Source organism: Paenibacillus sp. UMB7766-LJ446 (genome assembly GCF_030226665.1).
GTDB lineage: Bacteria > Bacillota > Bacilli > Paenibacillales > Paenibacillaceae > Paenibacillus > Paenibacillus vandeheii.
The window spans coordinates 17,454-43,037 of record NZ_JASOYM010000020.1; the positions used below are offsets into that span (position 1 = coordinate 17,454).

The window sequence follows — 25,584 nt, forward strand, 5'->3', positions numbered from 1 at the left end:
AAGAGGATATTCCTCTTCTTTTTGCGTTAGAAAGGAAGAAATGGAACATGATAAAAGAAGTGATCGTGGTGGAAGGCCGTGATGACACCGTAGCCATTCGCCGTGCGGTTCAGGCAGATACAATTGAGACCGGTGGATCGGCCATCAACCAGCGCATTCTAAAGCGGATTGCACTTGCGCAAGAGAGACGTGGTGTCATCGTACTGACAGACCCGGATCACGCGGGTGAACGTATTCGTAAAATCATTGCCAATAAAGTACCTGGTTGCAAGCATGCCTTCATTCCGGAGGCGGATGCTACGCGTAAAGGCGACATCGGAGTGGAGAACGCCTCACCGGAGGCGATTCGTCATGCACTGGCTCGTGTGCATACGTCATATGAAGGCGCACCAAGTCTGATCGATTGGGAGGATCTGATTGCGGCGGGACTGATTGTGCACCCACAGGCTGCTGCACGTCGCATGGAGATGGGCAATTTGCTGGGCATCGGTTATTGCAACGGCAAGCAGTTCCACAAGCGGTTGAGTGTATTCCAGATTACCCGGGAAGAGTTCTCCGAAGCATTATCGCAAATTGAACGTGAAGGATTGTGAGCGTATGAAGGGCATGGAAGAAACCGTAGAGATTGCAACACCCAAACGGACCAAAGAAATTATTCAAAGACACGGATTTTCATTCAAGAAGAGCCTGGGTCAGAACTTTCTGATCGATCAAAATATATTGAACAAAATTGTAAATGCAGCTGATTTGGACGAGTCCAAAGGCGCACTTGAGATCGGACCGGGTATTGGTGCACTCACAGAACGTCTGGCTCGGGTTGCCGGGCCTGTAACGGCTGTAGAGATTGATCAGCGACTGCTGCCGATTCTGGGGGAAGTGATGGAGCCTTATCCGAACGTTCGTGTGCATCACGGGGATGTGCTGAAACTGGATCTGGCTGAGCTGTTCCGTACGGATTTTGGAACGGTAGATAAAGTGAGTGTTGTAGCCAATCTGCCTTATTATGTAACGACGCCAATCATGATGAAGCTGCTCGAAGAGAAGCTGCCTGTGGACAGCATTGTGGTCATGATCCAGAAGGAAGTGGCGGAACGTATGGCTGCTGCACCAGGATCAAAGGACTATGGCAGTCTGAGCATTGCGGTTCAGTACTACAGTATGCCGGAATTGGTCTGCATTGTACCGCCTACAGTCTTCATTCCGCAGCCTAATGTGGAATCGGCTGTAATCAAGCTGAAGGTGCGTGAGCAGCCTCCGGTTGAAATTCCCGACGAGGCACATTACTTCGAAGTGGTACAGGCTTCTTTTGCTCAGCGTAGAAAAACGATCTCGAATAATCTGAAAGCTCGTTTCTTCACAAAGGAGAACAGAGAACAGGCTGATCAGCTGTTGGAGCAGGCTGGCATTCAACCTTCGAGACGAGGGGAAACATTGAGTCTGCAGGAATACGCGACACTCAGTACCGTAATGTGGGAAGCAGGGGTACGCGCAGCTTTGTAAAAATTCGGATGAACCAATCCGGGTTTCTGCCCATACGATGGGGTAGAGGTGATTATGTTGATGAATATCGGAGACTTGGTCGTTCGAAAGTCATACGGTGGAGATGTGACTTTTCGGGTGGAAGGCCTCCAGTCGGACGGTGCCATCATTAAAGGGACCGAGTTCCGGCTGTTAGCCGATTCCCCTGTGGACGATTTGATACAGGTTCCTTATGAACCGCAGAGTGCCAAGACAAGGCAGGCCCATGTGAAGGCACATCAGACGCTTTCGCGCCTGCAGCAGAATCGGATGGAACAGGCTGAGCGTAATCTTGAAGGCTTGGTACCGGAATGGTCTGTCCAACAAGACCCTGCTTATTTCGAGATGCCTGGCAAAGTGCTGCACCTGGATGGCGATCCCAATTATCTGAAGAAAAGCATGAATCTTTATGAGCAACTTCGTGTTCCCGCAGAGGGACAATATGTACACGAGTCTGCCATGGCGGACACTTTATATCGTCTGCTTCCCAAAGTGCGTCCCGATATCGTCGTCATTACCGGCCATGACGGGGTACTCAAGACTCGTCAGCCCTATGACTTATATAGTCTGGGAAGCTACAAGAATTCGCAAAATTTCGTATCAGCCATTCAGGTGGCTAGGCAATATGAACGTCATCTGGATGCGCTCACGATTGTAGCTGGCGCGTGTCAGTCCCATTTTGAAGCCTTGCTGCGGGCTGGGGCAAACTTTGCGAGTTCACCAGGCAGAATTCTCATTCATGCCCTTGACCCGGTCTATGTGGCAGCCAAGGCAGCCTTCACGTCGGTGCGGGAAACAGTTAACATGAACGACGTTCTGCATAACACGATCAGTGGTAGCCAGGGTGTGGGCGGCGTTGAGACACGGGGAAGTTATCGGGTAGGTCTGCCGGGATTGAACGATTTATCCACGTTAAAAGTGAATCCGTCAGCCGTCTAAAGATGGCGGAATAAAGTCCCTTTTTGGGGCTTTTTTTCTTTGTAAAAAAATTCATTGACAACAACTTTTTGATACTGATATAATAATTAGTTTTGATTTGACAATGACTGTAAAATCCGGTATAATGGACAAGAAAAGAGGTGGTCGTCGACAATGGCTAAAAATACGCTATTGGATATCAAACGCAATCTCGATGCACATATCGGTCAGAAAATTATGCTGCGGGCTAATGGTGGCCGCCGTAAGACCATTGAGCGTACGGGTGTATTGGAAGAAACGTACCCTTCTGTTTTTATTGTTAAGCTTGATGAGGAGCAAGAAACTTTCAAGCGAGTATCCTACAGTTATGCTGATATACTTACGGAATCGGTGGAAGTCATGGTATTTGATCCAGGCAGCCAGACGCATAGCCCCTACATGGAGACGTAAGTATCGATTTACGGCGATTCTGCCCTTCGGGCAGGTCGCTTTTTTTATTTTTTGGAAGTCACGCTCAATTCATCTGGAAGCCATATATGATCAGGAATGAGTCTGGGGAAGAAGCGGCATACTATTTGAACAGGTTTAAGGCATTTTCCTGGAGTAGCTCAAAGGAAATGAGCTTGGCCTGGGGGCAAATAGTCCCGAATACGACTGGACTTATCATGAATAAACATTTTGGAGGAGGATGATCCAATGAGCCGGAGAAGAAGTGTAATGTCGGATGAACTCAAGAATGAACTGGCGAAAGATCTAGGGTTCTATGATACGGTTCAGCAAGAAGGCTGGGGCGGAATCAAAGCCAAGGATGCGGGCAATATGGTGAAACGGGCCATTCAACTTGCGGAAGAGGCGGCACGCAAATCGTAATCCGGTTCAATCGGTTTGGAGAGCGGGGCAATCCGGCAGGAATGACCTCGCTTTTTCCCCATGGATGCGGAATAGAAATGACTTGACAGCCCCATTTTGATATAATATGTTAAGTTGTCTTAGGGAAAAGGTGAGGACGGGTGAACGCCTTGAAAATTTACGAAAAAGCGCCTGCTAAAATCAATTTGATGCTAGACGTTTTACATAAAAGAAGAGATGGATTTCACGAAGTTGAGATGATCATGACGATGGTGGATCTTGCCGATCGACTGGAGATGTCTGAGCTTCCTCGTGACACGATCTTTATCTCCAGTCAGGCGGGATATATCCCTCTGGATGAGAAGAATCTGGCTTTTCAGGCAGCCAGGCTTATTAAAGAGCGTTATGACGTGAGAACCGGAGTTCATATTCATCTGGATAAAAAAATTCCGGTGGCCGCTGGACTTGCTGGTGGCAGCAGTGATGCAGCAGCAACGCTCCGTGGATTGAATCGCCTCTGGCGTCTCAACATCCCGGATCAAGAACTGCAGGAGCTTGGAGCTGAACTGGGCTCGGATGTGCCTTTCTGCATTACAGGTGGAACAGCACTCGCCACAGGCCGTGGGGAGAAGCTCACACCGATGCCCAATCCTCCGCAATGCTGGGTGATCTTGGCCAAGCCTCCGATTAATGTATCCACTGCCGATGTCTATGGACGTTTCCGCAGCGACAAGATTGTTCGTCATCCGAGTGCTGCCAAAATGGAGCAGGCTATTCGAAATCAATCTTTTGCCGAAGTATGCGGGCAGATGGGAAATGTGCTTGAGGATGTAACCTTGAAGCTGTATCCGGAAGTTCAGCATCTGAAAGATGCCATGATACGGCTCGGAGCAGACGGAGTATTAATGTCTGGCAGCGGCCCAACCGTGTTTGGCCTGGTCTCTAAGGAGTCCAAGGTTGCACGGATCTACAATGGACTTCGAGGCTTCTGTAAAGAAGTATATGCCGTACGTATGCTAACTTAAAATTCGCTTTTATAATGTACAAACACGTATAAAGGTGGTATATTTTTAAATAATTATTCGGATTTGGATGTTTTCCGTGATCGTGAGGATGGATCTCTGTGAAGAAATTAAAACGAAGCGCAAGGCTGGTTGAAATGACGCAGTACTTATTGTCTAGACCGCATACGGTTATTCCGTTGACTACATTTGCCGAACGCTATGGAGCTGCGAAGTCGTCGATCAGTGAAGATTTGGCGATTATCAAGGAAGTGTTCGAAGAAGGTGGTTCGGGAGAACTGCATACACTGGCTGGAGCAGCCGGGGGAGTGAAGTGGATTCCAAAGGTGTCCAGAGAACTGGCACTGGCTTTTGCGGAACGACTTTCTACCCAGCTTGCACAGCCAGATCGGATACTCCCTGGTGAATACCTGTACATGTCCGACCTGCTTGGAAAGCCCGCATTGATGAATGAAGCCGGCAAGATTTTTGCAACGGCCTTTGGCAATATGGATATTGATGTGGTGATGACGGTCGAGACTAAAGGGATTCCGCTTGCTTATGCGACCGGGGCCCAGCTCAACCTGCCTGTAGTGCTCGTGCGCAGGGACCATCAGGCTACGGAGGGATCGGCCGTAAGTATCAATTATGTATCCGGGTCCCATAAAAGCCTACATACCATGTCCCTATCTCGGAGGGCCATGCGTGAGCACTCCAGAGTACTCATTGTAGATGATTTTATGAAAGCCGGGGGAACTGTTCAAGGGATGATCGACCTATTGGCCGAGTTTAATGCAACCGTAGCCGGGGTAGGCGTATTAGTAGAATCTGGATCGGTTGATTCGGAAGAACGACTGCTGACGGATTACATATCTCTGGCAAAGTTGACGGCGGTTGATGCCAAGAGCAGACACATCTCCGTCAAGCCTGGCAACTATTTTGACCTGTAGAATTATGACGAATTACATGTCGGGAAAGGGTCTTTTCCATCGACCTGGCACTAACGTTGTCGAATTGTGTATTAAATAAAAAAATTCCTGAAATTAGGACATTTTTGTGGTTATAAAAAGAAGGAGTTCGTATAGGCTGTGTGGAATTATACACCAAGTTCTGATGGAAAAAGGTGGTGAACACACACATGCAAATTACGGATGTCAGACTCCGCCGTGTTAACTCTGAGGGGAGAATGAAGGCTATCGCATCCATTACCATCGATAACGAATTCGTCGTTCATGACATTCGCGTCATCGATGGCAATAACGGAATGTTTGTTGCTATGCCGAGCAAGCGGACTCCTGACGGAGAATTCCGTGATATCGCCCACCCGATTTCTTCCGGTACTCGCGAGAAGATTCAAGCAGCTGTTTTGACTGAGTATGATCGCGCAGCAACTGAGGAAGAAGTCATTGAAGAAGGTGCCTGAGAACATTATTGGGGTTCGAAGGAAAAGAGAGCCATGTCTTATGGCTCTCTTTTCTTTTTGACCGGAATAAGATATATTCAGTATTGAGTTTATTCACAGAAGAGCATGTACGCAGCTTGAATGCTGCAAAATGTTGAAGAAAAAAAAGCGCAGCGTGCGCTTGGTAACAGGGCGGCATCTTAGGAATCATGGGATTCGGTTAAGCTCGCAGGTACACGGCGTATACATATAGGTCACGATTTGTTGGTGTCCGCTGTTACGCGTGATTACAGAGACAGCAGGCGATGAACAAGACCGGCAAAAGCCGGCTGAACGTTACTCATCGGATATATACAGGTAAGGTCAAAACGATGGGTTTTTCAGAACAGGAGGTCGTAAATTTTGAAAAGAATGGCAATCGTTCTTGCAGCAGGGCAAGGCAAACGGATGAAATCGAAATTGTACAAGGTACTGCATCCCGTATGCGGTAAACCGATGGTGGGTCACGTGCTGGATGCAGCTCTTCGCGCAGGCGTTGAACGCAGCGTCGTTGTGGTCGGCCACGGAGCCGAAGCGGTGCAGTCATTTTTGGGTTCTAAAGCAGAGTACGTGCTTCAGGCTGAACAATTGGGAACAGGGCATGCGGTGAAGCAGGTTAAATCTCTGCTCGGCAGTGAAGCAGGGTCTACCATTGTTGTCTGTGGAGATACACCACTTGTGACCAGCGAGACGCTGGAAGGACTGATGAAGCTCCATGAGAGTCGCGGAGCAGCAGCAACGGTACTCACAGCAAAACTGGACAATCCCAAAGGGTACGGCCGCGTCATTCGCGGAGAAGATGGGTCTGTACAGCGCATTGTGGAACAGAAGGATTGCACGGAGCAGGAAGATGCTGTGAACGAAATCAACACAGGTACGTACTGCTTCGATAATGCCAAGCTGTTCGCTGCATTGGAGAAAGTGACGAACCAAAATGCGCAGGGAGAGTACTATCTCACTGACGTAGTTGGCATTTTCCGTAATGATGGAGAAGTGGTAGAAGCCTATATGTCAGATGACATTGCGGAATCCATCGGGGTTAATGATCGTCTTGCCCTTTCACAAGCAGAAGCGTTCATGCGTGAACGTTTGGCGGTAAGACATATGTTGAACGGTGTTACGATCATCGATCCGGCATCGACATATATCGGGGCGGATGTTACCATTGGATCAGATACAGTATTGTATCCAGGTACCATACTCAAAGGTATGACTACTATTGGTGAAGCATGCCATATTGGTCCGCAGGCAGATATCGAAGACAGTACCATTCAGGATGGGGTAACAATCAAGCATTCTGTACTGTCTCAGGCCGAGGTTGGATCAGAAACAACCGTAGGTCCATTTGCTTATTTACGTCCAGGCACCAAACTGGGCCGCAACGTAAAAATTGGTGACTTTGTTGAAGTGAAAAATGCTACAATTGATGAAGGCTCCAAAGTATCTCATCTCAGTTATATTGGTGATGCTAAAGTTGGGAAAAACGTAAATGTTGGATGCGGGGCAATAACGGTGAATTATGATGGATATAATAAAGCTGTAACGACGATTGAAGATGATGCTTTCGTAGGCAGCAACGTCAATCTAATTGCACCTGTCACGGTAGGAAAAGGCGCATATGTTGTTGCGGGCTCTACCGTTACCCATTCTGTTCCCGACAACGATCTTGCGATTGCCCGCCCGCGCCAGGAGAACAAACCTGGGTATGCGGAGAAAATTCGCGGTCGTGCCAAAGCCAAGAAACAAAATGCCAAACCCGAATAAGGGGTATTGATATTAAGTATTGCCTTCCGAACATCGGGGGGTGCCGACATGTCGCAGACGCTTATAGATTCCAATGAACCAGCACGGAGGGTTTTTATTTTATGACTTATTTTGATTCGAAATTAAAAATATTTACTTGCAATTCTAACCCCAAGCTTGCCCATCAAATTGCTGATTATATCGGAATTCCTATGGGTGAATCTCACACAACCAGCTTCAGTGATGGTGAGATCCAAGTGAAACTCTCTGAGAGTGTTCGGGGCTGTCACGTCTATATTGTGCAGTCTACTTGCTTGCCGGTTAATGACAACCTGATGGAAATGCTCGTTATGATTGATGCGCTTAAACGGGCATCTGCCAAGACGATTAACGTCGTCATTCCGTACTATGGTTATGCCAGACAGGACCGTAAGGCACGTTCGCGTGACCCGATTACAGCCAAACTGGTTGCTAACCTGATCGAAAAAGCGGGTGCAACCCGTGTAATTGCGATGGACTTGCATGCCATGCAGATTCAAGGATTCTTCGACATCCCGGTCGATCACCTGCTCGGCGTGCCGATTCTGGCTCAATATTTCCGCTCGAAACAGATCGAAAATCCGGTTGTTGTATCGCCTGACCACGGCGGCGTAGTACGCGCTCGGAAACTGGCGGACTTCCTGAATGCACCTCTCGCAATTATCGACAAACGTCGTCCAGAGCCGAACGTCAGCGAAGTGATGAACATTATCGGTAACATCGAAGGTAAAACAGCAATTCTGATCGATGACATCATTGATACGGCGGGAACGATTGTACTGGGAGCGAATGCTCTGATGGAAGGCGGCGTAAAGGAAGTATACGCTTGCTGTACTCACCCGGTATTGTCCGGACCTGCGATGGAACGCTTGGAGAATGCACCGCTGAAGGAAGTCATTGTAACGGATACTATTCCGATTACGCATGCTAACCCGACAAGCAAACTTAAAGTGTTGTCTGTAGCACCTTTGCTCGGAGAAGCCATTATCCGGGTTCATGAGGAATTGTCAATCAGCAAGCTGTTTGAAATTGAATAAGGATGTCTGCATAAAGTAGTAGAGGGGTTACGTTTTCCGGATCAATGGAAAATGTAACCCCTGTCGGCGTGCCGTTATATGGGAAGTGAAAACAGGTGCCTGCCGAATTTCAGTATCCGGGGCGGGAGATAAAACGGAACCGGCGCCGATGAAAAAGAGTGTCGGCAATTTCGACAAATTGATTATCGAAACGTGTGATTAGTCCGATCTCAATATGGGTGTCGCGGTCATATACCTGTACAGGTACGTGATATTCCAGATGATAGATAAAATCGCTATGTTGAGTCAGTTGTCCGTTGTCTTCGCGCAAAACCCGCTCACCTTCCTGGGTTGATGAATAAAAGCTATAAACATGATATAAGTTGAAACTACGTTTACACCAAAACGGAGAGTGCAGAACCAATCTGAAGAAGCGGAGCGTGCGCCTTTATCACCGGATTTTCCCCTTGGATCAAGGGAATAAAGAAAATCTGGGGATAAGAGCGATCGAAAGATGGTACTGCAATCGGAGTGATTAGGTGTAATAATCGTTCAAATTATATAACCAATTCGAATCTCACTTTGTTGATATTATATGAAATATAACAATCGAAGTCTATGCTTCACCTTAGGCTGATCCGAAGGAGGGAACAAGATGAAGTGGATTGTCGGCCTCGGGAATCCAGGCCCGAACTACGCTAAAACCCGTCATAATATCGGCTTTATGGCACTCGATCGACTTGCAGAGCGTCATCATATCTCCATAACGCAGAGCAAATGCAAGGCGCTGATTGGAGAAGGTGTAATTGGTGGCGTCAAAACGGTGCTGATTAAACCAATGACGTTTATGAACCTTTCCGGTGAATCGGTAAGGGCCTATATGGATTTTTATAAAGTTAGCCTGGAAGACCTGATTGTCGTCTATGACGACATGGACACGGAAACAGGCAAAGTCCGATTGCGATACCAGGGCAGTGCGGGTGGTCACAATGGAATCAAATCCATTATTCAGCATACCGGTACACAGCAGTTTAACCGGGTACGGATGGGAATATCCCGACCAGAACCGGGACATGCCATTGTAGACTACGTACTGTCGAAGTTTATGAAGAACGAAAAGGAAGCGCTCGATCAAACCATTGAACAGACTTGTGATGCACTGGAGTATAGTTTGGATCATACGTTTGAGCAAACGATGGCGAAGTTCAACGGGTAAACCCTTGCAAGTGAAGCTGGAAAAATGATCAAGATTCGGGTTCGATTCGGTCTTAATGGGCATACTGAACGTATAAACCATGTTCAGGAGGCATAAACATGTCAGTGAATTATGTGTGCAGGCATTGCCGTACTTTTATTGGACGAATCGATTCTGCCCGAATAACGGAAGCGCAATTGGGCTTTCATTTCTTGACCCCCGACGAGCGGAGGGATATAATAGCGTATAATTCCGGTGGTGATATTACGGTCCGGATTACATGTGATTATTGCAAAGAAGCTCTGGAATTCAATCCTGAGCTGAGCCTGCTTGCGAGCCCGCTTCAATAACGATCTCGCCTGCAGCAAGAACTTATGACAGATGATGGCGGCTGCGGAATACCGCTCCACCTTTATAGCCTTGGCAGCCTGCTGAGGCTTCTTTTCAGTTGGGACGAAACCAGACTATATCCTAATTCGCGCTCAGCCACATCAAACCGATGTGGCAAAGTAGCGATTAATCCTTTATGATGAAACAGGACAAAAAGGGATTTGTATCCAATTTTAATATGATGAACTGCGCGCAGGCGTGAGATACTCAAGTAAGTTATAAGAGAGGTGCCCCTTTTGTTACAAGCACTTATACAGGCTTTTTCCAAAGATCCGGACTTCGGGTCCATTACGACCGGGATTACATCCGGCATGAAGGAGCAATTGGTTTCGGGCTTATCCGGATCGGCGCGTCAGATTATGCTGGCTGCCCTACATCAGGAAATGAACCGTCCCCTGCTCGTTGTGACACACAATATGTTTTCCGCTCAAAAAATCGCAGAAGATTTACAGGAAGCGCTTTCACCTGATCAGGTGCTGCTCTATCCTGCCAACGAACTTGTTGCCGCAGAGGCTGCTGTCTCCAGTCCAGAAACATTGGGACAGCGTATTGATGTGTTGGTCCGTTGCGCCCAGGGATTCAGGGGCGTTGTTGTTATTCCTTTTTCCGGGGTACGGCGCTATGTTCCACTTCCGGAAGTGATGGCTAATGCTCAGATTACAATTAAACAAGGCAGCACGCTTGAGCTGGATTCATTCCTGCTGGAGATGGTGAAGCTCGGATATGAACGCGTGGAGCGTGTAGAATCTCGCGGCGAGATGAGTGTACGTGGAGGGATTATTGATTTCTATCCAGTCACATCGTCCATTGCGTATCGTGTGGAACTATTCGACGATGAGATCGATTCCATCCGGACATTTGATCCGGCAGACCAGCGTTCCATTGAACGAATTGACGAAGTCACGGTACTGCCGTGCAAAGAGTTAATTGCAGATCGCGAACGTATGGAAAAGGCTGCGGATGCAGCTGTTATTTTGCTTGAGCAGCAGTTGGAGAAAATGACAGACCGGCAGGCGAAGCTTCGTCTGCGAGAAGAAATCCATCGCGAGATCGAGCTTCTTCGGGAGCATGTGTATTTCTCTGAAATGTATAAATATATTTCACCGCTCTATCCGGAGAATAAGACCATCTACGACTACATGCCGGAAGATACGTTGCTTGTACTCGACGAGCCAGCAAGGCTGGCGGAGACATCGAAACAGCTTGACCGGGATGAGTCGGAGTGGAATCTGCATTTGATGCAAAATGGGAAGACCCTTCCAGACCTGCATCTGTCAGCCGATGGAGATGATCTGATATACGAGCGTCCTTTCCAAACGCTGTTTATGTCCATCTTTTTGCGTCAGGTTCCTCATACCCAACCGCAGAACATCCTCAATTTTATCAGTCGCGGTATGCAGGACTTCCATGGTCAGATGAACGTGCTCAAAGCAGAGATGGAGCGCTGGCAGAAAGCCGGAGTTAAGGTGCTCATGCTGGCCAACGGTGAGGAAAGACTTGATCGCATGCGCCGGGTACTGATGGATTATGATATACCTGAGCCGGAAATGCTGATTGGCAATCTGCAAACTGGATTTGAAATGCCTTCTATTCATCTGGCTGTTGTTACCGAAGGCGAGATGTTCTCGCAGAAGCAGCGCAAAGTGCGCAAACCGGTTCGAAATGTGGACAATGCTGAACGAATTAAATCCTATAGTGAGCTGAAAGTGGGCGATTATGTCGTTCACCAAAATCACGGGATTGGTAAGTACCTCGGGATCGGTACACTTGAGGTTGGCGGTATTCACAAGGACTACATGCATATTCTCTATGCGGGTGGAGACAAACTGTCTGTACCGATTGAGCAGATTGATCTGATTCAGAAATATGTCGGTTCAGAAGAGAAAGAGCCGAAAATATATAAGCTGGGCGGTAATGAGTGGACACGGGTTAAAAATAAAGTCCGCACATCTGTTCAGGATATTGCTGATGATCTAATCAAGCTTTATGCGGAACGCCAGACGTCCAAAGGTTTTGGCTTCGACAAAGACTCTGCGGAACAGCAGGAGTTCGAGGACATGTTCCCTTATGATGAGACACGTGATCAGGTGCGTGCAATTGAAGAAATCAAGAAGGATATGGAACAAAATCGTCCGATGGACCGTTTATTGTGTGGAGATGTCGGTTACGGTAAGACCGAGGTCGCTATTCGTGCTGCATTTAAGGCTGCCATTGAAGGGAAACAGGTTGCTGTGTTAGTCCCTACAACGATTTTGGCACAGCAGCATTATGAAACGTTCCGTGAGCGGTTCTCCGGTTATCCATTCAACATCCATGTACTTAGCCGATTCCGTTCACGTAAAGAACAGAATGAGACGGCCAAAGGCATTAAGGCAGGCACCGTCGATATCGTCATCGGTACCCATCGGTTATTATCACAGGATCTGGTCTTCAAGGATCTTGGACTCTTAATAGTAGATGAAGAACAGCGCTTCGGTGTAACGCATAAGGAAAAACTGAAAAAGCTGAAAACAAACGTGGACGTGCTGACACTGACAGCGACGCCGATTCCGCGTACCCTTCACATGTCCATGTTGGGTGTTCGGGATCTATCGGTTATCGAGACACCACCAGAAAATCGTTTTCCGGTCCAGACTTATGTTGTTGAACACAGTCAGGCGCTTGTTCGCGAAGCCATTGAACGTGAACTGGCTCGTGGCGGTCAGGTTTACTACCTGTATAACCGTGTACAGGGAATTCAGGAGATGGCCGCGGAGATATCCGAGTTGGTTCCTGAAGCCAGGGTTGGTGTGGGACATGGGCAGATGTCGGAAACGGAGCTGGAGAAGACCATTCTGGACTTCCTGGATGGCGAATATGATGTGCTCGTCAGCACAAGCATCATCGAGACCGGGGTGGATATTCCAAACGTAAATACCCTGATCGTGCATGACGCGGACAAAATGGGGCTCTCCCAGCTGTATCAGCTGCGTGGACGAGTGGGTCGTTCCAACCGGATTGCGTATGCCTATTTCACGTACCAACGGGACAAAGTGCTGACCGAAGTCGCTGAGAAACGTCTGCAATCGATCAAGGAATTCACCGAGCTGGGTTCCGGATTCAAGATCGCGATGCGCGATTTGTCGATCCGCGGCGCGGGCAATCTGCTCGGAGCTGAACAGCACGGCTTCATTGCATCTGTCGGATTCGATCTGTATTCTCAGATGCTGGCAGAGGAAATCAACAAACGTAAAGTTACGATGCTCGGCGAAGAGCCGGTGCCATCCGATCAGTGGAATACCACGCTGGATCTCAGTATCGATGCGTACTTGCCGTCTGATTATATTTATGACAGTATTCAGAAGATTGAGATTTACAAAAAAGTGGCGGTTATTGCCTCCTTCGATGATGCGATGGAACTGGAAGACGAATTGGTTGACCGATTCGGCGATCTTCCGGAAGCCGTGATTAACCTGCTGGCGGTAGCCAGAATGAAAGTCTATGGCAAGATCTACGGTATTGAGTCAATTTCCCAACGCGGTGACGATCTTACAGTGAAGTTCTACGAAGGCCGTGAACATGCCTTTGAGCTCTCCAAAATCGCACACATTGGAAATCAGTTCGAAAGACGTGTACAATTTGAACAAGGACCCCATATGCTTATTCATGTCAAAGGCAAAGGGCTTGGGGACAAGCAACTGATGGAGCTGGTAGAGAAATTTCTGGAGTCCATGAAAAGTGCTTTTAAATCAAAGGGGGAACTAAAGGATGTTAGCAAAGTATAAAAAAGTAGGGAAGGTACTGTCTGTGAGTATGGTAGCAGTACTGTCCTTATCACTGCTTGCCGCTTGTGGCAAGAAGGAAGAAGCAACAACGGAACCAAAGGATACAAGTGCTGTAGTCGCTACGTATGAAGGCGGTACAATTACAGCCAATGAATTTGACATGGAGCAACGGGTCATGAAATTCCTCTATCCGGAATATGCACAAATGATGGATATGGATGATTTCAAGGAATACCTGGTGAAACAGGAAGTTGCTTATGAATATTTGAGTGGAAAAGCAAGTGATGCAGCCAAAACCGAGGGTGCCAAAACAGCGACAGAGCAATTCGACAAAATGAAAGCTTCGGTTCAAGCGGACCAATGGACTGAGATGCTGAAAGCTCAGAATCTGACAGACCAGAACATCAAGGATTACATGACTCGCATCATGACGGTAATTAAGGACAAAGAAACAGGCGTTACTGAAGATGCGATTAAAGCTGAATTCGAGAAAAATAAAGATCAGTTCACGACGGCTTCCGTTCGTCACGTACTGATCAACTTTACTGATCCAAAAACGCAAAAAGAGCGTAAAAAAGAAGATGCATTGAAACTTGCCAAAGAAGTGAAAGCAAAATTGGACGGCGGAGCAGACTTTGCTGAAATTGCGAAGAAATACTCCGAAGATACAGGTTCTGCAGAAAACGGCGGCTTGTATGAAGATACACCTGTAGCCAGCTGGGTAGAGGCGTTCAAGGAAGCGGCCAAAACGCTGCCATTGAACAAAATCAGTGATCCTGTAGAGACTGAATATGGTTATCACGTTATGAAGGTAGAGAAACGTACAGAAGCGGACTACGCGAAATTGACTGCTGAACAAAAAGAAACGCTGAAAAGTCAATTGGCTGCTGCTGAGATCGATACTTTCATGACCAGTGAACTGGACAAAATCGTAAAAGAAGTAAAACTGCCGAAAACAGACAAGGCTGAAGAAGGCACGACTGAAGGCACAACCGGTACTGGAACGGAAAAGGGTACTGAGGGTGAAAAAACCGATGCGGGTACAGATACCAAAACGGATCAAGGAACAACTGGAACCGACAAGGAAACAAAAACAGATGAAAGTACAGATACAAGCGGTAAATAAGATAGCGAGTGCATACATTCAGCAAATACGTTTGTCTGGATGATACACTGAACGCTTCAAATATGGACAACTATACAGAAAAGCAAGAGGGGGACTTAAGGCCTGCCTCTTGCTTTTCCTTGTATCTATGGAGCGAAGTGGGTACATGGTCGCCTTCTGTGGAAGTTTACACAACTATATTCTCCAAAGTATGTATAAGGAAATGGGAACAGATAAATACTATTGTCAAGATATCACACTAAACGTTCTGGGACTTTCCTCTACCCATTAAGGAACAGTAGTTGAAAAATCTTCTCGAGAAAGTGGGGCAACATGTGAAATGAAAGCTACTGGTATTGTCCGCCGTATTGATGACCTTGGTCGAGTGGTCATTCCGAAAGAAATCCGCCGTACGTTACGTATCCGTGAAGGCGATCCACTTGAGATTTTTGTGGACCGCGATGGAGAGGTTATTCTTAAAAAATACTCGCCAATTGGCGAACTTGGTGATTTTGCCAAAGAATATGCAGAATCGCTGTATGAAAGCACAGGCCATGTAACGATGATCTCTGACCGTGATACGATTATTACGGTAGCAGGTGGCTCCAAGAAAGAGTATCTGGACAAGCAGGTAGGGCCACTGCTGGAGAGTTGCATGGAAAATAGAAAGACAATTTTGGAAACCAACAATGGTTCTTATGAGCTTAGCAAAGATCATGACGAGACGTTATCATCGTTTGTTATTGCCCCGATCATTTCGGGTGGTGACCCCATCGGAACGGTTATCCTTTTCAACAAGGATGAATCGGTGAAGATGTCTCAGATGGAAATTAAAATGTCCGAGACGGCTGCCGGCTTCCTTGGCAAACAGATGGAGCAATAAACAGCAGATCAACTCCTGGTGCCCTGAGGGTATACAGGAGTTTTTTGCATTTTAGGAAAGCTGTAGACTTTCTGAGCGATATCCTGAAGGGCAAGATGCCTTGAAGGGTTAGTCTGTGCGCCTTTGGACAGGTATAATAGCTAGGTATACGTTGAAGGAAAGAATGCATGGACATACGCAGGAGGGACTTATGAATCAGTCGTCTACAGGCTCAAGATTGCTTCAGGGTGCATTTGTGCTTGGGCTTGCCGCCATTATATCCAAAATCATTGGTGCTTTTCAGAAGATACCGCTACAGAATCTTGGGGGAGACGGTGTTTTTGGCATCTACAATACGGTATACCCGTTCTATATGCTCATCATTACTGTTGCTGCCGCCGGATTGCCAGTGGCTGTATCCAAATTCGTAGCCGAGCAGAATGCTCTGGGCAGACCGGAGGAGGGCAGACGAATTATCCGGTTATCCTCGATGCTGCTCGGTGGGATAGGACTGGTGCTGGCCTTATTGATGTATACAGGCGCACCGCTTATTGCCAATTGGATTGGCAACGGAAGTGTCGTTACGTCCATTCGGGCAGCTTCTATGGCTTTGTTGTTTGTACCCGTGATGACAGGGCTGCGCGGATATTTTCAGGGTTTGCAGCAAATGGTGCCTACAGCAGTATCCCAGGTGGTGGAGCAGACAGTTCGGGTCACCGTGATGATTGTTCTGTTGCTGTGGCTCATGGGGCGAGACGCCTCATTGGAGACTATAGCGGCTGGAGCCATGCTTGGATCAGTGGCAGGCGGGCTAGCCGGGCTAGTCACCATGCTTGGGTATGTGTACCATCATCGACGGAAAAACAGAGAACGGCCCGCTGTTATGCAAGGTGCTGAATCGGTAACGGGAAAACCGCTTGATGTGACAGCTGTTCCAGGCGGAGAGGGAATGCAGAAATCTTCTCGCGGCGTTAAAAGGGACAACTGGAGCAATGAAGTTGCAACAGATGGATCGTTACTTGTACAGGTGGAGGGAACAAAAGAATACAGCACCACAGGCAGCAGCCCTCTTCCTGAACAGCGCCGATCCAACCGGGATTGGATCAAAACATTGCTGATGTATGCCATTCCGGTCTGTCTCGGATCACTGGCTGTGCCATTGATGAATCTGGTGGATACCTTTACGGTGCCGCGATTGTTAAGACGAGAGGGGCTGGATGAGCTTCAATCCATGGTGTCCTTCGGGATTTATAACCGGGGCTTACCGCTGGTTCAGCTGGTGACGATGCTTGCCACGTCGCTGTCTGTGCTCTTTATTCCGGCGATGGCCGAAGCCCGACTGAAGGGCGGGCCGGGAGCCGTGAGGCAGCAAGCAGGCCTCGCGCTGCGCTGGTTCTGGTTGATCGGTCTGGCGGCATCCGCCGGTTTGGCGGTGCTGGCGGAACCGATTAACCGCATGCTGTACGGGGATGCCGCAGGCACCGAAGCTCTGCGGTATATGGCGCTGACTGCAGCGGGCAGCACCGTCAGCATTATCGCGGCGGCGCTGCTGCAAGGCCTCGGCGCCGTGCGCGCACCCGCGTTCAGCATGCTGGCCGCCGCAGGCGTCAAGGCGCTGCTGAACGTCATGTTTGTGCCGGCGCTGGGCATCAGCGGCGCGGCCCTGGCAGGCGCAGTCGCCTACATGCTGGCGGCTGGCCTGAATGTGGCGCTGCTGGCGCGGCTTGTCGCCCTGCGCCCGACCCCTGGCGCCGTCCTGGCGAAGCCGGCGCTGGTAATCGCCGCCATGAGCCTGGCGGCGGCGGGCACGGCCTGGGCCGCCGAAGCGCTGCTCGGCGGCATCGGTATCGCGGCCGATCGCCGGCTGGCCGCGATGGGCGTGAGCCTGCTTGGCATAGCCGCAGGCTCAGCCGTGTTCTTGCTGCTAGCGGCCCGGACGGGGCTGCTGACCGCCACAGAGCTGGCGGCTGTGCCCAAGCTGGGGCCGCTGCTGGCCAAGCTGCTGCGCAGACTGCGTGTGCTGCGCTAAACTCTGCGTTGCGCTGTTCCACTTAGCGCTACGCCGTCCATTCATCCCGCCTCTCACATTATAAAGCGGAGCAGCAGAGATTGAATGAGTCAGACCGTATCATATGCAAATGCAATTATAGGATAACGTCTAATTCTGGTATAATACGTGTAATTATAGAGCCCTGTTCCGCTTTATGTATGGCCCATCTACCATTGGTTTGACGAAGGATGGAGAGTCGGAACAGGAAAGTTCGGATGGAGGCTTATAAACATGAGTGCAGCTTTGACAGTAGTCGGTCTTGGATCTGGAGATGCAGATCAGCTGACGGTAGGAATCATCAAAAAAATGAAACATGCAGCGACGCTGTATGTGCGCACACTGGATCATCCCGTATTGAATGATCTGAAGCAGGAAGGAATGGAGATGACATCCTTTGATGCCATCTATGAGGCGAAGGATTCTTTTCCGGAAGTGTACGACGAAATTGCAGACCGACTGATTGAGGCCGCACGTAAAGGCGAGCCGGGTACCGAGATTGTTTATGCCGTGCCAGGCCATCCCATGGTCGCTGAAGCGAGCGTACGCCTGTTGAAGGAGCGCTGCCCGCAAATGGGCATTTCGCTTCGTGTCATGGGCGGTGAGAGTTTCCTGGATGAAGCGTTTATTCGTCTTGGATTTGATCCTATTGAAGGTTTTCAGCTTCTCGATGCCAGCAGTCTGAATACGGAACTGGTGCAGCCACAACTCCATACCTTGATCGGACAAGTCTATGATGTGTTTACCGCTTCCGACGTAAAACTGTGCCTGATGGACGTTTACCCTGACGATTATCCGGTATTTGTTGGACATGCCTTGGGTGTACAGGGACAGGAGATCATTCACAAGGTACCGCTGCATGATCTGGACCGGATTGAAGGGTACGGTAATTTATCATTAATATATGTACCAAAAAATACGGATGACGCGCTTCGTCGACGCTCCTTCGCACGACTGCATGAAATCGTGAATATTCTTCGCAGTCCAGGTGGCTGTCCTTGGGATCAGGAGCAGACCCATCAGTCAATTCGCAAAAACCTGATCGAGGAAACCTATGAAGTCATTGAAACGATTGATGAAGATGACCCTGATCACATGAAGGAAGAGCTTGGTGATCTCCTGTTGCAGATTTTGCTGCACTCCCAGATGGAAGAGGAGGTTGGCACGTTTAACGTGTATGACGTTATTGAAGGATTGAACGACAAGCTAATCTTCCGTCATCCACACGTATTCGGCGAACAACAGGCAGAGAATGCGAATGAAGCATTGCAAAACTGGGAACAGATGAAGGCAGAGGAAAAAAAGCGCAAGGGACAGGATCTGCAGCAGATTTCCGTGTTGGACGGTATTCCGCGTGACTTGCCTGCCTTGATGAAAGGGTACAAATTACAGAAAAAAGCGGCCAAAGTCGGCTTCGATTGGGATGACGTGGATGGTGTCTTTGCCAAGATTGAGGAAGAACTGGCCGAGCTGAAAGAAGCGGTACAGCATAATCAGTCTGCGGAAGAGCGGAAGCTTGAACTGGGCGATTTATTGTTTGCGGCTGCCAATGTAGCGAGATTTATTGATACAGATCCGGAGGAGGCACTTGCCGCCACGAATCGAAAATTCATTCAGCGTTTCCAGTATATCGAGGAGCGTCTGCGTGAACAGGGAAGAACTCCGTCAGACAGTAATGTTGATGAAATGGAGCAATACTGGCAGGCAGCGAAGAAGGCTGGATTGTAAAGGGCTCTGGCATTTTGGACGATGATCCGATATCATTAGTTGCATCATGCGTATCGTGTTGTCGAAGCATCTCGGGCAGTTACACGAGAAAGCGTGTGATTAACGAAGAGGTGTTTCGGGTACTGGACTTAGACTGTTCTTGGGCAGGACCGACAAAAAGTGAAAAAAGTCGAAGACCGAGGCAGGATTTCAGATGCCAAGCCAGAATACATGTGTAGTAACCTTGCGCGGAGCCAGCAGCAGCAGATCTGTTGTCATGGATTCGCAGATACTTTTTTTTCAATTTGGGAGGCTTTTAAAAATGAACAAAACAGATCTGATTAACAACATTTCCACCAAAAGCGGTTTGACTAAAAAAGACGTTGAGTCCGTATTGAACGGCTTTTTGGGAGAAATTACAGATGCACTTGCCAGCGGAGACAAAGTACAACTGATCGGCTTTGGCACTTTTGAGACCCGCAAACGTTCCGGTCGTACCGGACGTAACCCGCAAACAGGGAATGAAATCGTGATTCCTGAGTCCACCGTTCCTGCGTTCAAAGCAGGCAACAAACTTAAAGAAGCCGTAAAATAATGCGTCTTGATAAATTCCTGAAGGTCTCCCGGCTGATCAAACGCCGCACTGTGGCCAAGGACGTCTCTGAACAGGGACGTGTGCTGGTGAACGGACGTGAAGCGAAGCCCAGCGCCGCTGTCAAAGTGGGCGATGAGCTGACGGTTCAGTTCGGTCAAAAGCTGGTCACTGTGAAGGTGGAACGTCTTGCCGAGAGTACCAAGAAGGATGAGGCGAGCAGCCTCTACACCTTGGTTAAGGAAGAGCCGATCGCCAAGGATAACGGGCTGAACTGGTAACAGGGATGCCTGATATACGTTTGTACCCATTCATTGCAAAATGAAGAGAAGCGCCTTTCCCGTACAGGGAAGGGCGTTTTTGTGTTGATCTTTTATCCAGATATTCGGTTTCATCCAACCTTGGTTCTATTCTGTACTTTTGATCCATAAGCTAGGGGTAAGAAGGAGGGGTACATGCCATGGTTGAGCAAAGTAAGACGAAACAGCATCATCTGAGCATGCAGAATCGGAAACTGCTGGATCTGACGGGTGTCTCCAATGTGGAGAGCTTCGACAGTGAGGAATTTTTGCTGCAAACTGAACTTGGGCATCTGACCATCCGGGGGCACAATTTACATATCAAAAACTTAAGCCTGGAGGACGGTTTATTATCCATCGAGGGCACTGTCAGCTCTCTTCAATACCTGGACCCCGGTTCCCAGTCGAAGAACAGTAAAGGCCTGTTCGGCAAGATGTTCCGATGAGTCCGGATACTCAATGGATCACATTGATGTGGATGCTGATGTCGGGAGCCGTGATGGGGATGGCCTACGACAGTTACCGGGTACTGTCCGGTCAGCTGCGGTTCCCGAGATGGAGCGTCCACACGTTAGATCTGTTGTATTGGGTCGCCTCCGCGCTGTTCGTCTTCCGGATGCTGTATGCCGGGAACCACGGACAGCTGCGGTTTTATGTCTTTTTGGGGCTGATTATAGGGGTTTGCTTCTATTTTTGGCTTTTAAGTGTTACAACTCAGCGTTTTGTGGTAATGTTAATTAAACTCGCAAGAACGCTGATTCATTGGTGTGGACATATCCTTAACATCCTGATCGTTATGCCCGCTAAAGGACTTTACAAGCTAGTGCGCGTATTAATTGGTTTTGTACTCGCCATACTGTTATTCCTGGGTAAGCTGGTGCTGCAATGTTTGGTACCTTTCGGCAAGTTGTTCCGCTGGATGTTTAGGCCAATCCTAAAACATTGGGTTACGCCGCGTTGGATGATCCGTGCGGGTTCAAGTATCGCAGCGATGTGGAAACGCTGGTTTTAAGGAGGTCCGATAATGGGTAAAACACCTATGAGCAAATCAAAAGTACAAGCAGGCCAAGGAAAATCTGCTGGTGCAAAAAGGCGTCTCATGCTCTGGATGACTTTTATGGTCGTGTTTATCATTTGGGCAGGGTATACGTTCCTTGTGCAGACTGCACAAATTTCGGACAAGAGTTCTCACCTGGCGGCACAGCAAGCTTCAAAGGAAGAAACAGAGAAGAAGCTGGATCAGTTGAAGTATGAAGTCAGCCGGTTGAAGGATCCCGAATACATAGGACAGCTGGCTCGAAAAAAAGGATACTATCTGCCTGAGGAAACACCAATTCAGGTTGAAGAGTCAGGGAACTGATGTAATTTGGCTCATTATCGAGCAAGGATTGTTATCTATATGTCTGAAGCCGTTATACCGGAAAAAATAGGCTTCCTTCAGGGGTAGTGCTCAGTTGACCTTGGTTTGCGGCATAAGGTATAATTAAATTAGCACAGCATTGATTTTGGCATTCAAAAAATCGGGTTGTATATTTTTAAGGGAGGATCATTTTATTCTATGGCAATTGAAGTGGGCACCAAGTTAGAGGGCAAGGTGACAGGCATCACGCATTTTGGAGCATTTGTGGATCTGTCAGGAGGTGTCACGGGTCTCGTTCACATCTCGGAAATCGCCGACAATTATGTCAAAGATGTCAACGACCACCTGAAGCTTAATGACCTCGTTACCGTTAAGGTCATCAACGTTGACAAGGATGGCAAGATTGGGCTTTCCATTAAGCAAGCTGTTGACAAACCGGTTGAGCAACAAACACAGTCCAGACCCCCAAGAGCTCCTAGACCGGAACGCAGTGGAGGAGATCGCGAACGATTCAGCGGCGGAGGCCCAAGTGGTGGCCAAGGTCGTGGCGGCGGTGGTGGTGGATTTAACCGTGACCGCGGAGGCCGTTCTTTCAAGCCCGCAGCAGGCAAACCTTCATTTGAGGATAAAATGTCACGCTTCCTGAAAGATAGCGAAGAACGGATTTCTTCGTTGAAGAAGAACACAGAAGGCAAACGTGGTGGCCGTGGAGCCAAGCGCGTTTAATCTGGTTCAACCTGATTTAAAATATAAGAAAAACCGTTAGCCTTGGGGCTGGCGGTTTTTTTGCGTTTGTTTTCAATTTTGGAGTTTAACGGGTCAGTTATAGACAATAGACTGGATTCATAGCCGTTTTTGTAAAGTGAAGTTCCATATCCCCAGCTTTTCTGCACAGGAAAAAAAGTACATAAGAACATTTGTCGTCTACCATTTTTTACCGACAGGTTTCCGTGGCATTCCACAGGTATCCTGCTCATATCGTGGCGAAGCCGAAGGGCTTCTGGTTCAAAATCAGACAAGCGCCTTGTCGGCGGGGGATCTGCCAAATGGATGAAACCACAATAAGGCCGGGGGTTCCGCACCACCGCGCCGCATCTGTTTCTTTTGTCGTAAAGTTTTTGAAGCCTGCCCACCAATTCTGACAAACTACGTCTTCTATTCTATCTATAATCAGAACCATCGAGAACGAAACACGAAAATTAAATTAATCGAATGGGGTGCCTTGAGGATGATGGAAAAGTGGAATGTCATTCAATTTCCGGGAATGAAAGCTGGTAAAGGAGGTACGGAAGCTCGGGAGGAGCTGTCAGTACGTCTTAAGCAGTGGATTAGCTCCCGCAAGGCCGTCCAGATCGTTGCTGCACGTAAATGGGTGCTGCTTCTCACCTTTATGGGATTTTTGCTGGGCAAGGCCATGATTCTGAATGAATTATCGCCCTTTGCGATTGCTTACTTTGCGGTAATAGCCTTCATGCGCAGGGATTACATTATTCCGGTAGGTGCCGCATTGCTGGCAGGCAGTCTCTTTGCCCCGTTTCCGGTACCACTGATTGTTGCTTCGGAGATCGCCATCTTCTATCTGTTGTTCAGAGGACTGGAGTCTTATGACCGCGCTGAATTATCTTATGCGCCAACGATGGTGTTTACGACTACTTTTATGGTCAAGTTATTCGCCGTCGTGATAGGGCCGTCTTTCAGCTGGTATGCAATGCTAATGCTGACCATGGATTCCATACTCAGCTTCGTGCTCACCCTGGTTTTCATACAAGCCATACCGATCTTCACGTATCGCAAAAAAAAATTCAACCTAAAGAACGAGGAGATCCTCTGTTTAATCATCTTGCTGGCCTCCGTGATGACGGGAGCCGTGGGCTGGACGATTCAGTCCCTGTCCGTCGAGCATATGCTCTCCCGGTATCTCATTCTGATCTTTGCCCTGGTGGGCGGAGCCCCCCTGGGAGCCTCGGTTGGGGTCATTACTGGCCTCATTCTGAGTTTGGCCGACATGTCGGCGGTATATCAGATGAGTCTGCTTGCTTTTGCAGGCATGCTTGCGGGTATGCTTCGGGAGGGGAAACGTGCTGCGGTCGCGTTAGGTATGCTGCTGGGTTCCTCCATTCTATCCATCTATCTGGGTGGTCCGGGAGATGTCATGAACTCCTTATGGGAAACGTGTGCAGCCATCGTTCTGTTTATGCTGACGCCAAAAAGCATGCTGACGGCCATATCCAAATATGTTCCTGGTACACAGGATCACACAAAATCGCAGCATGAATATGCGAAGAGAATACGGGATGTCACCGCAGAACGGGTTACCCGCTTCTCGCAGGTATTCCGCCAGCTGTCACGCAGCTTCGATCAGATGTCCGGCGCGGGGGAGCCGGTACAGAACGAAGGCGGGATGGAGCATTTCATGAATGCCGTAGCCGAAGGGACTTGTTCGGGTTGCTTTAAGAAGGCCCAATGCTGGGATGCGAAGTTTATTCAAACCTATAAATATATGACGGATGTGATGAGTTCCATTGAAGCCAACCCGGAGATGTCAGGCAAGCAGATTCCGGTGGAATGGAACAGGGTATGTGCGAAACCGGAGGAGGTACTTGAAGTGATGCGCGCCCAGTATGGTCTGCATCAACATAACATGCAATGGAAACGTCAGATTATAGATAGTCGACAGCTGGTTGCAGAGCAATTATCAGGAGTATCCCAGGTGATGGAGGACCTGGCGAAAGAAATTCAACGGGAAAGTGATGAGATGGTGCAGCAGGAGGAACAGATTCGGGATGCGCTTGAATCGTTGGGTCTGTCCATACATTCTATTGAAATCATTAATCTGGAAGCGGGGAATGTGGAGATTGAGATTGTTCATGCGTATACACGCGGATTTGACGAATGCCGGAAAATGATCGCTCCGCTGATCTCGGATGTACTGGACGAGCATATTGCCGTCTTGAATGAGACGATGCTCGATCCTCGCCAGGGGCTGGCGACAGTCACCTTTGGATCTGCCAAAACGTTTGAAATAACAACGGGTGTTGCTGCTGCTGCCAAAGGGGGAGATGTGATGTCCGGGGACAGCTTCAGCACGGTTGAACTCGGCAATGGTACATTTGCGGTTGCGCTTAGCGATGGCATGGGCAATGGGGAACGGGCACGTATGGAGAGCAGTGCTGCGCTAAATATACTGGAGCAGTTGTTACAATCGGGCATGGATGAGAAGCTGGCGATCAAATCGGTGAATTCCGTTCTGCTGCTGCGTTCTCCTGAAGAAATGTATGCAACGGTGGATATGGCTCTGATCGATGAATATACGGCAGAGACCACGTTTATGAAAATCGGATCGACTCCAAGTTTTATTAAACGAGGGCAGGAGGTTATCCAGGTTTCGGCAAGCAATCTGCCGATTGGAATTATCAAAGATATTGAGGTGGATCTGGTAACCGTACAGCTTCAGCCAGGGGATGTTTTAATTATGATGACAGATGGCATCTATGATGCGCCGGGATATGCCGTCAATAAAGAGTTATGGATGAAGCGGCTCATTCAGGAAATTGATAGCGATGATCCTCAGGAGGTAGCAGACTGCCTGCTTGAAAGTGTTATTCGTTATCAGCAGCATGAGATCTATGATGATATGACTGTAATTGTAGGCAAAATAGAACATTATCGCCCGGAGTGGGCCACATTGAGAGTACCTGGAATAAGCCGGATGGAACGTCCGCGCACCGTCAGTTAATT

26 protein-coding genes are annotated in these 25,584 nt (G+C 48.5%); 24 read left to right on the forward strand and 2 right to left on the reverse strand.

The window, feature by feature from the left end; genetic code table 11:
• Positions 1 to 47: 47 nt before the first annotated feature.
• The 10 genes from rnmV (at position 48) to QP794_RS31015 (ending at position 8,546) form a co-directional block, all read left to right on the forward strand.
• Positions 48 to 593 carry a ribonuclease M5 gene (gene rnmV, locus QP794_RS30970; RefSeq protein ID WP_024633704.1) on the forward strand — a complete coding sequence of 182 codons (546 nt, stop codon included), beginning with the start codon at positions 48 to 50 and terminating at the stop codon, positions 591 to 593.
• Between the two features lie 4 nt (positions 594 to 597).
• A complete protein-coding gene (gene rsmA, locus QP794_RS30975) occupies positions 598 to 1,500 on the forward strand; it encodes a 16S rRNA (adenine(1518)-N(6)/adenine(1519)-N(6))-dimethyltransferase RsmA (protein WP_285080618.1) in 903 nt (300 codons plus the stop codon).
• Between the two features lie 60 nt (positions 1,501 to 1,560).
• A complete protein-coding gene (gene yabG, locus QP794_RS30980; RefSeq protein WP_285080619.1) occupies positions 1,561 to 2,457 on the forward strand; it encodes a sporulation peptidase YabG in 897 nt (298 codons plus the stop codon).
• 153 nt (positions 2,458 to 2,610) lie between these two features.
• A complete protein-coding gene (gene veg, locus QP794_RS30985; protein WP_024633707.1) occupies positions 2,611 to 2,886 on the forward strand; it encodes a biofilm formation stimulator Veg in 276 nt (91 codons plus the stop codon).
• 246 nt (positions 2,887 to 3,132) lie between these two features.
• Positions 3,133 to 3,306, forward strand: a complete 174-nt coding sequence (locus tag QP794_RS30990) for a small, acid-soluble spore protein, alpha/beta type (protein ID WP_024633708.1) — start codon at positions 3,133 to 3,135, stop codon at positions 3,304 to 3,306.
• A gap of 149 nt (positions 3,307 to 3,455) precedes the next feature.
• Positions 3,456 to 4,310, forward strand: a complete 855-nt coding sequence (ispE, locus tag QP794_RS30995) for a 4-(cytidine 5'-diphospho)-2-C-methyl-D-erythritol kinase (RefSeq protein WP_090905253.1) — start codon at positions 3,456 to 3,458, stop codon at positions 4,308 to 4,310.
• A gap of 98 nt (positions 4,311 to 4,408) precedes the next feature.
• Positions 4,409 to 5,236, forward strand: coding sequence for a pur operon repressor (gene purR, locus QP794_RS31000; protein ID WP_024633710.1), 828 nt, complete (start codon positions 4,409 to 4,411; stop codon positions 5,234 to 5,236).
• A 188-nt stretch (positions 5,237 to 5,424) separates the two neighbouring features.
• On the forward strand, positions 5,425 to 5,709 hold the full coding sequence (gene spoVG / locus QP794_RS31005) for a septation regulator SpoVG (RefSeq protein ID WP_017691372.1): 285 nt from the start codon (positions 5,425 to 5,427) through the stop codon (positions 5,707 to 5,709).
• Between the two features lie 390 nt (positions 5,710 to 6,099).
• Complete coding sequence (gene glmU / locus QP794_RS31010; protein ID WP_373456374.1) at positions 6,100 to 7,491, forward strand: bifunctional UDP-N-acetylglucosamine diphosphorylase/glucosamine-1-phosphate N-acetyltransferase GlmU; 1,392 nt, start codon at positions 6,100 to 6,102, stop codon at positions 7,489 to 7,491.
• Positions 7,492 to 7,592: 101 nt separating this feature from the next.
• Entirely contained in the window at positions 7,593 to 8,546 is a 954-nt protein-coding gene (locus QP794_RS31015; RefSeq protein ID WP_017691370.1) for a ribose-phosphate diphosphokinase, read from the forward strand.
• A gap of 109 nt (positions 8,547 to 8,655) precedes the next feature.
• Here the strand turns inward: QP794_RS31015 and QP794_RS31020 are convergent, their stop codons facing one another.
• The gene (locus QP794_RS31020; protein WP_024633712.1) at positions 8,656 to 8,856 is read right to left on the reverse strand and encodes a hypothetical protein; all 201 of its coding nucleotides are present in this window, start codon (positions 8,854 to 8,856) and stop codon (positions 8,656 to 8,658) included.
• A gap of 324 nt (positions 8,857 to 9,180) precedes the next feature.
• Here QP794_RS31020 and pth point away from each other — a divergent pair, with 324 nt between their 5' ends.
• The 13 genes from pth to QP794_RS31085 all read left to right on the forward strand — a co-directional run bounded on the left by pth (position 9,181) and on the right by QP794_RS31085 (position 22,572).
• Complete coding sequence (gene pth / locus QP794_RS31025; RefSeq protein WP_024633713.1) at positions 9,181 to 9,741, forward strand: aminoacyl-tRNA hydrolase; 561 nt, start codon at positions 9,181 to 9,183, stop codon at positions 9,739 to 9,741.
• Positions 9,742 to 9,839: 98 nt separating this feature from the next.
• Positions 9,840 to 10,070, forward strand: coding sequence for an anti-sigma-F factor Fin (gene fin, locus QP794_RS31030; protein WP_024633714.1), 231 nt, complete (start codon positions 9,840 to 9,842; stop codon positions 10,068 to 10,070).
• 276 nt (positions 10,071 to 10,346) lie between these two features.
• Positions 10,347 to 13,874 carry a transcription-repair coupling factor gene (mfd, locus tag QP794_RS31035; protein ID WP_024633715.1) on the forward strand — a complete coding sequence of 1,176 codons (3,528 nt, stop codon included), beginning with the start codon at positions 10,347 to 10,349 and terminating at the stop codon, positions 13,872 to 13,874.
• Positions 13,858 to 15,000 (forward strand): peptidylprolyl isomerase, encoded by a 1,143-nt coding sequence (locus QP794_RS31040; RefSeq protein ID WP_094938998.1) that lies wholly within the window; start codon positions 13,858 to 13,860, stop codon positions 14,998 to 15,000. The genes mfd and QP794_RS31040 overlap by 17 nt, the downstream gene beginning before the upstream one ends.
• Before the next feature lie 319 nt (positions 15,001 to 15,319).
• Positions 15,320 to 15,862, forward strand: coding sequence for a stage V sporulation protein T (gene spoVT / locus QP794_RS31045; protein ID WP_024633717.1), 543 nt, complete (start codon positions 15,320 to 15,322; stop codon positions 15,860 to 15,862).
• Between the two features lie 190 nt (positions 15,863 to 16,052).
• Positions 16,053 to 17,870: a putative polysaccharide biosynthesis protein gene (locus tag QP794_RS31050; protein WP_285080620.1), complete on the forward strand. Its 1,818-nt coding sequence runs from the start codon at positions 16,053 to 16,055 to the stop codon at positions 17,868 to 17,870.
• Between the two features lie 252 nt (positions 17,871 to 18,122).
• On the forward strand, positions 18,123 to 19,616 hold the full coding sequence (gene yabN, locus QP794_RS31055; RefSeq protein ID WP_285080621.1) for a bifunctional methyltransferase/pyrophosphohydrolase YabN: 1,494 nt from the start codon (positions 18,123 to 18,125) through the stop codon (positions 19,614 to 19,616).
• Between the two features lie 301 nt (positions 19,617 to 19,917).
• Positions 19,918 to 20,190 carry an HU family DNA-binding protein gene (locus QP794_RS31060; protein ID WP_017691362.1) on the forward strand — a complete coding sequence of 91 codons (273 nt, stop codon included), beginning with the start codon at positions 19,918 to 19,920 and terminating at the stop codon, positions 20,188 to 20,190.
• On the forward strand, positions 20,190 to 20,468 hold the full coding sequence (locus QP794_RS31065; RefSeq protein ID WP_024633720.1) for an RNA-binding S4 domain-containing protein: 279 nt from the start codon (positions 20,190 to 20,192) through the stop codon (positions 20,466 to 20,468). The genes QP794_RS31060 and QP794_RS31065 overlap by 1 nt, the downstream gene beginning before the upstream one ends.
• 179 nt (positions 20,469 to 20,647) lie before the next feature.
• A complete protein-coding gene (gene yabP / locus QP794_RS31070) occupies positions 20,648 to 20,932 on the forward strand; it encodes a sporulation protein YabP (protein WP_079347447.1) in 285 nt (94 codons plus the stop codon).
• Positions 20,929 to 21,498, forward strand: a complete 570-nt coding sequence (gene yabQ / locus QP794_RS31075) for a spore cortex biosynthesis protein YabQ (RefSeq protein ID WP_053778919.1) — start codon at positions 20,929 to 20,931, stop codon at positions 21,496 to 21,498. The genes yabP and yabQ overlap by 4 nt, the downstream gene beginning before the upstream one ends.
• 12 nt (positions 21,499 to 21,510) lie before the next feature.
• The gene (locus QP794_RS31080) at positions 21,511 to 21,846 is read left to right on the forward strand and encodes an FtsB family cell division protein (protein WP_024633723.1); all 336 of its coding nucleotides are present in this window, start codon (positions 21,511 to 21,513) and stop codon (positions 21,844 to 21,846) included.
• Positions 21,847 to 22,044: 198 nt separating this feature from the next.
• On the forward strand, positions 22,045 to 22,572 hold the full coding sequence (locus QP794_RS31085) for a S1 domain-containing RNA-binding protein (RefSeq protein ID WP_024633724.1): 528 nt from the start codon (positions 22,045 to 22,047) through the stop codon (positions 22,570 to 22,572).
• Here the strand turns inward: QP794_RS31085 and QP794_RS31090 are convergent.
• Complete coding sequence (locus tag QP794_RS31090; RefSeq protein ID WP_285080622.1) at positions 22,569 to 22,991, reverse strand: hypothetical protein; 423 nt, start codon at positions 22,989 to 22,991, stop codon at positions 22,569 to 22,571. The two genes, QP794_RS31085 and QP794_RS31090, sit on opposite strands and share 4 nt — an antisense overlap.
• 83 nt (positions 22,992 to 23,074) lie before the next feature.
• Here QP794_RS31090 and spoIIE point away from each other — a divergent pair, with 83 nt between their 5' ends.
• Positions 23,075 to 25,582, forward strand: a complete 2,508-nt coding sequence (gene spoIIE, locus QP794_RS31095; RefSeq protein WP_024633725.1) for a stage II sporulation protein E — start codon at positions 23,075 to 23,077, stop codon at positions 25,580 to 25,582.
• The last annotated feature ends 2 nt before the right edge of the window (positions 25,583 to 25,584 follow it).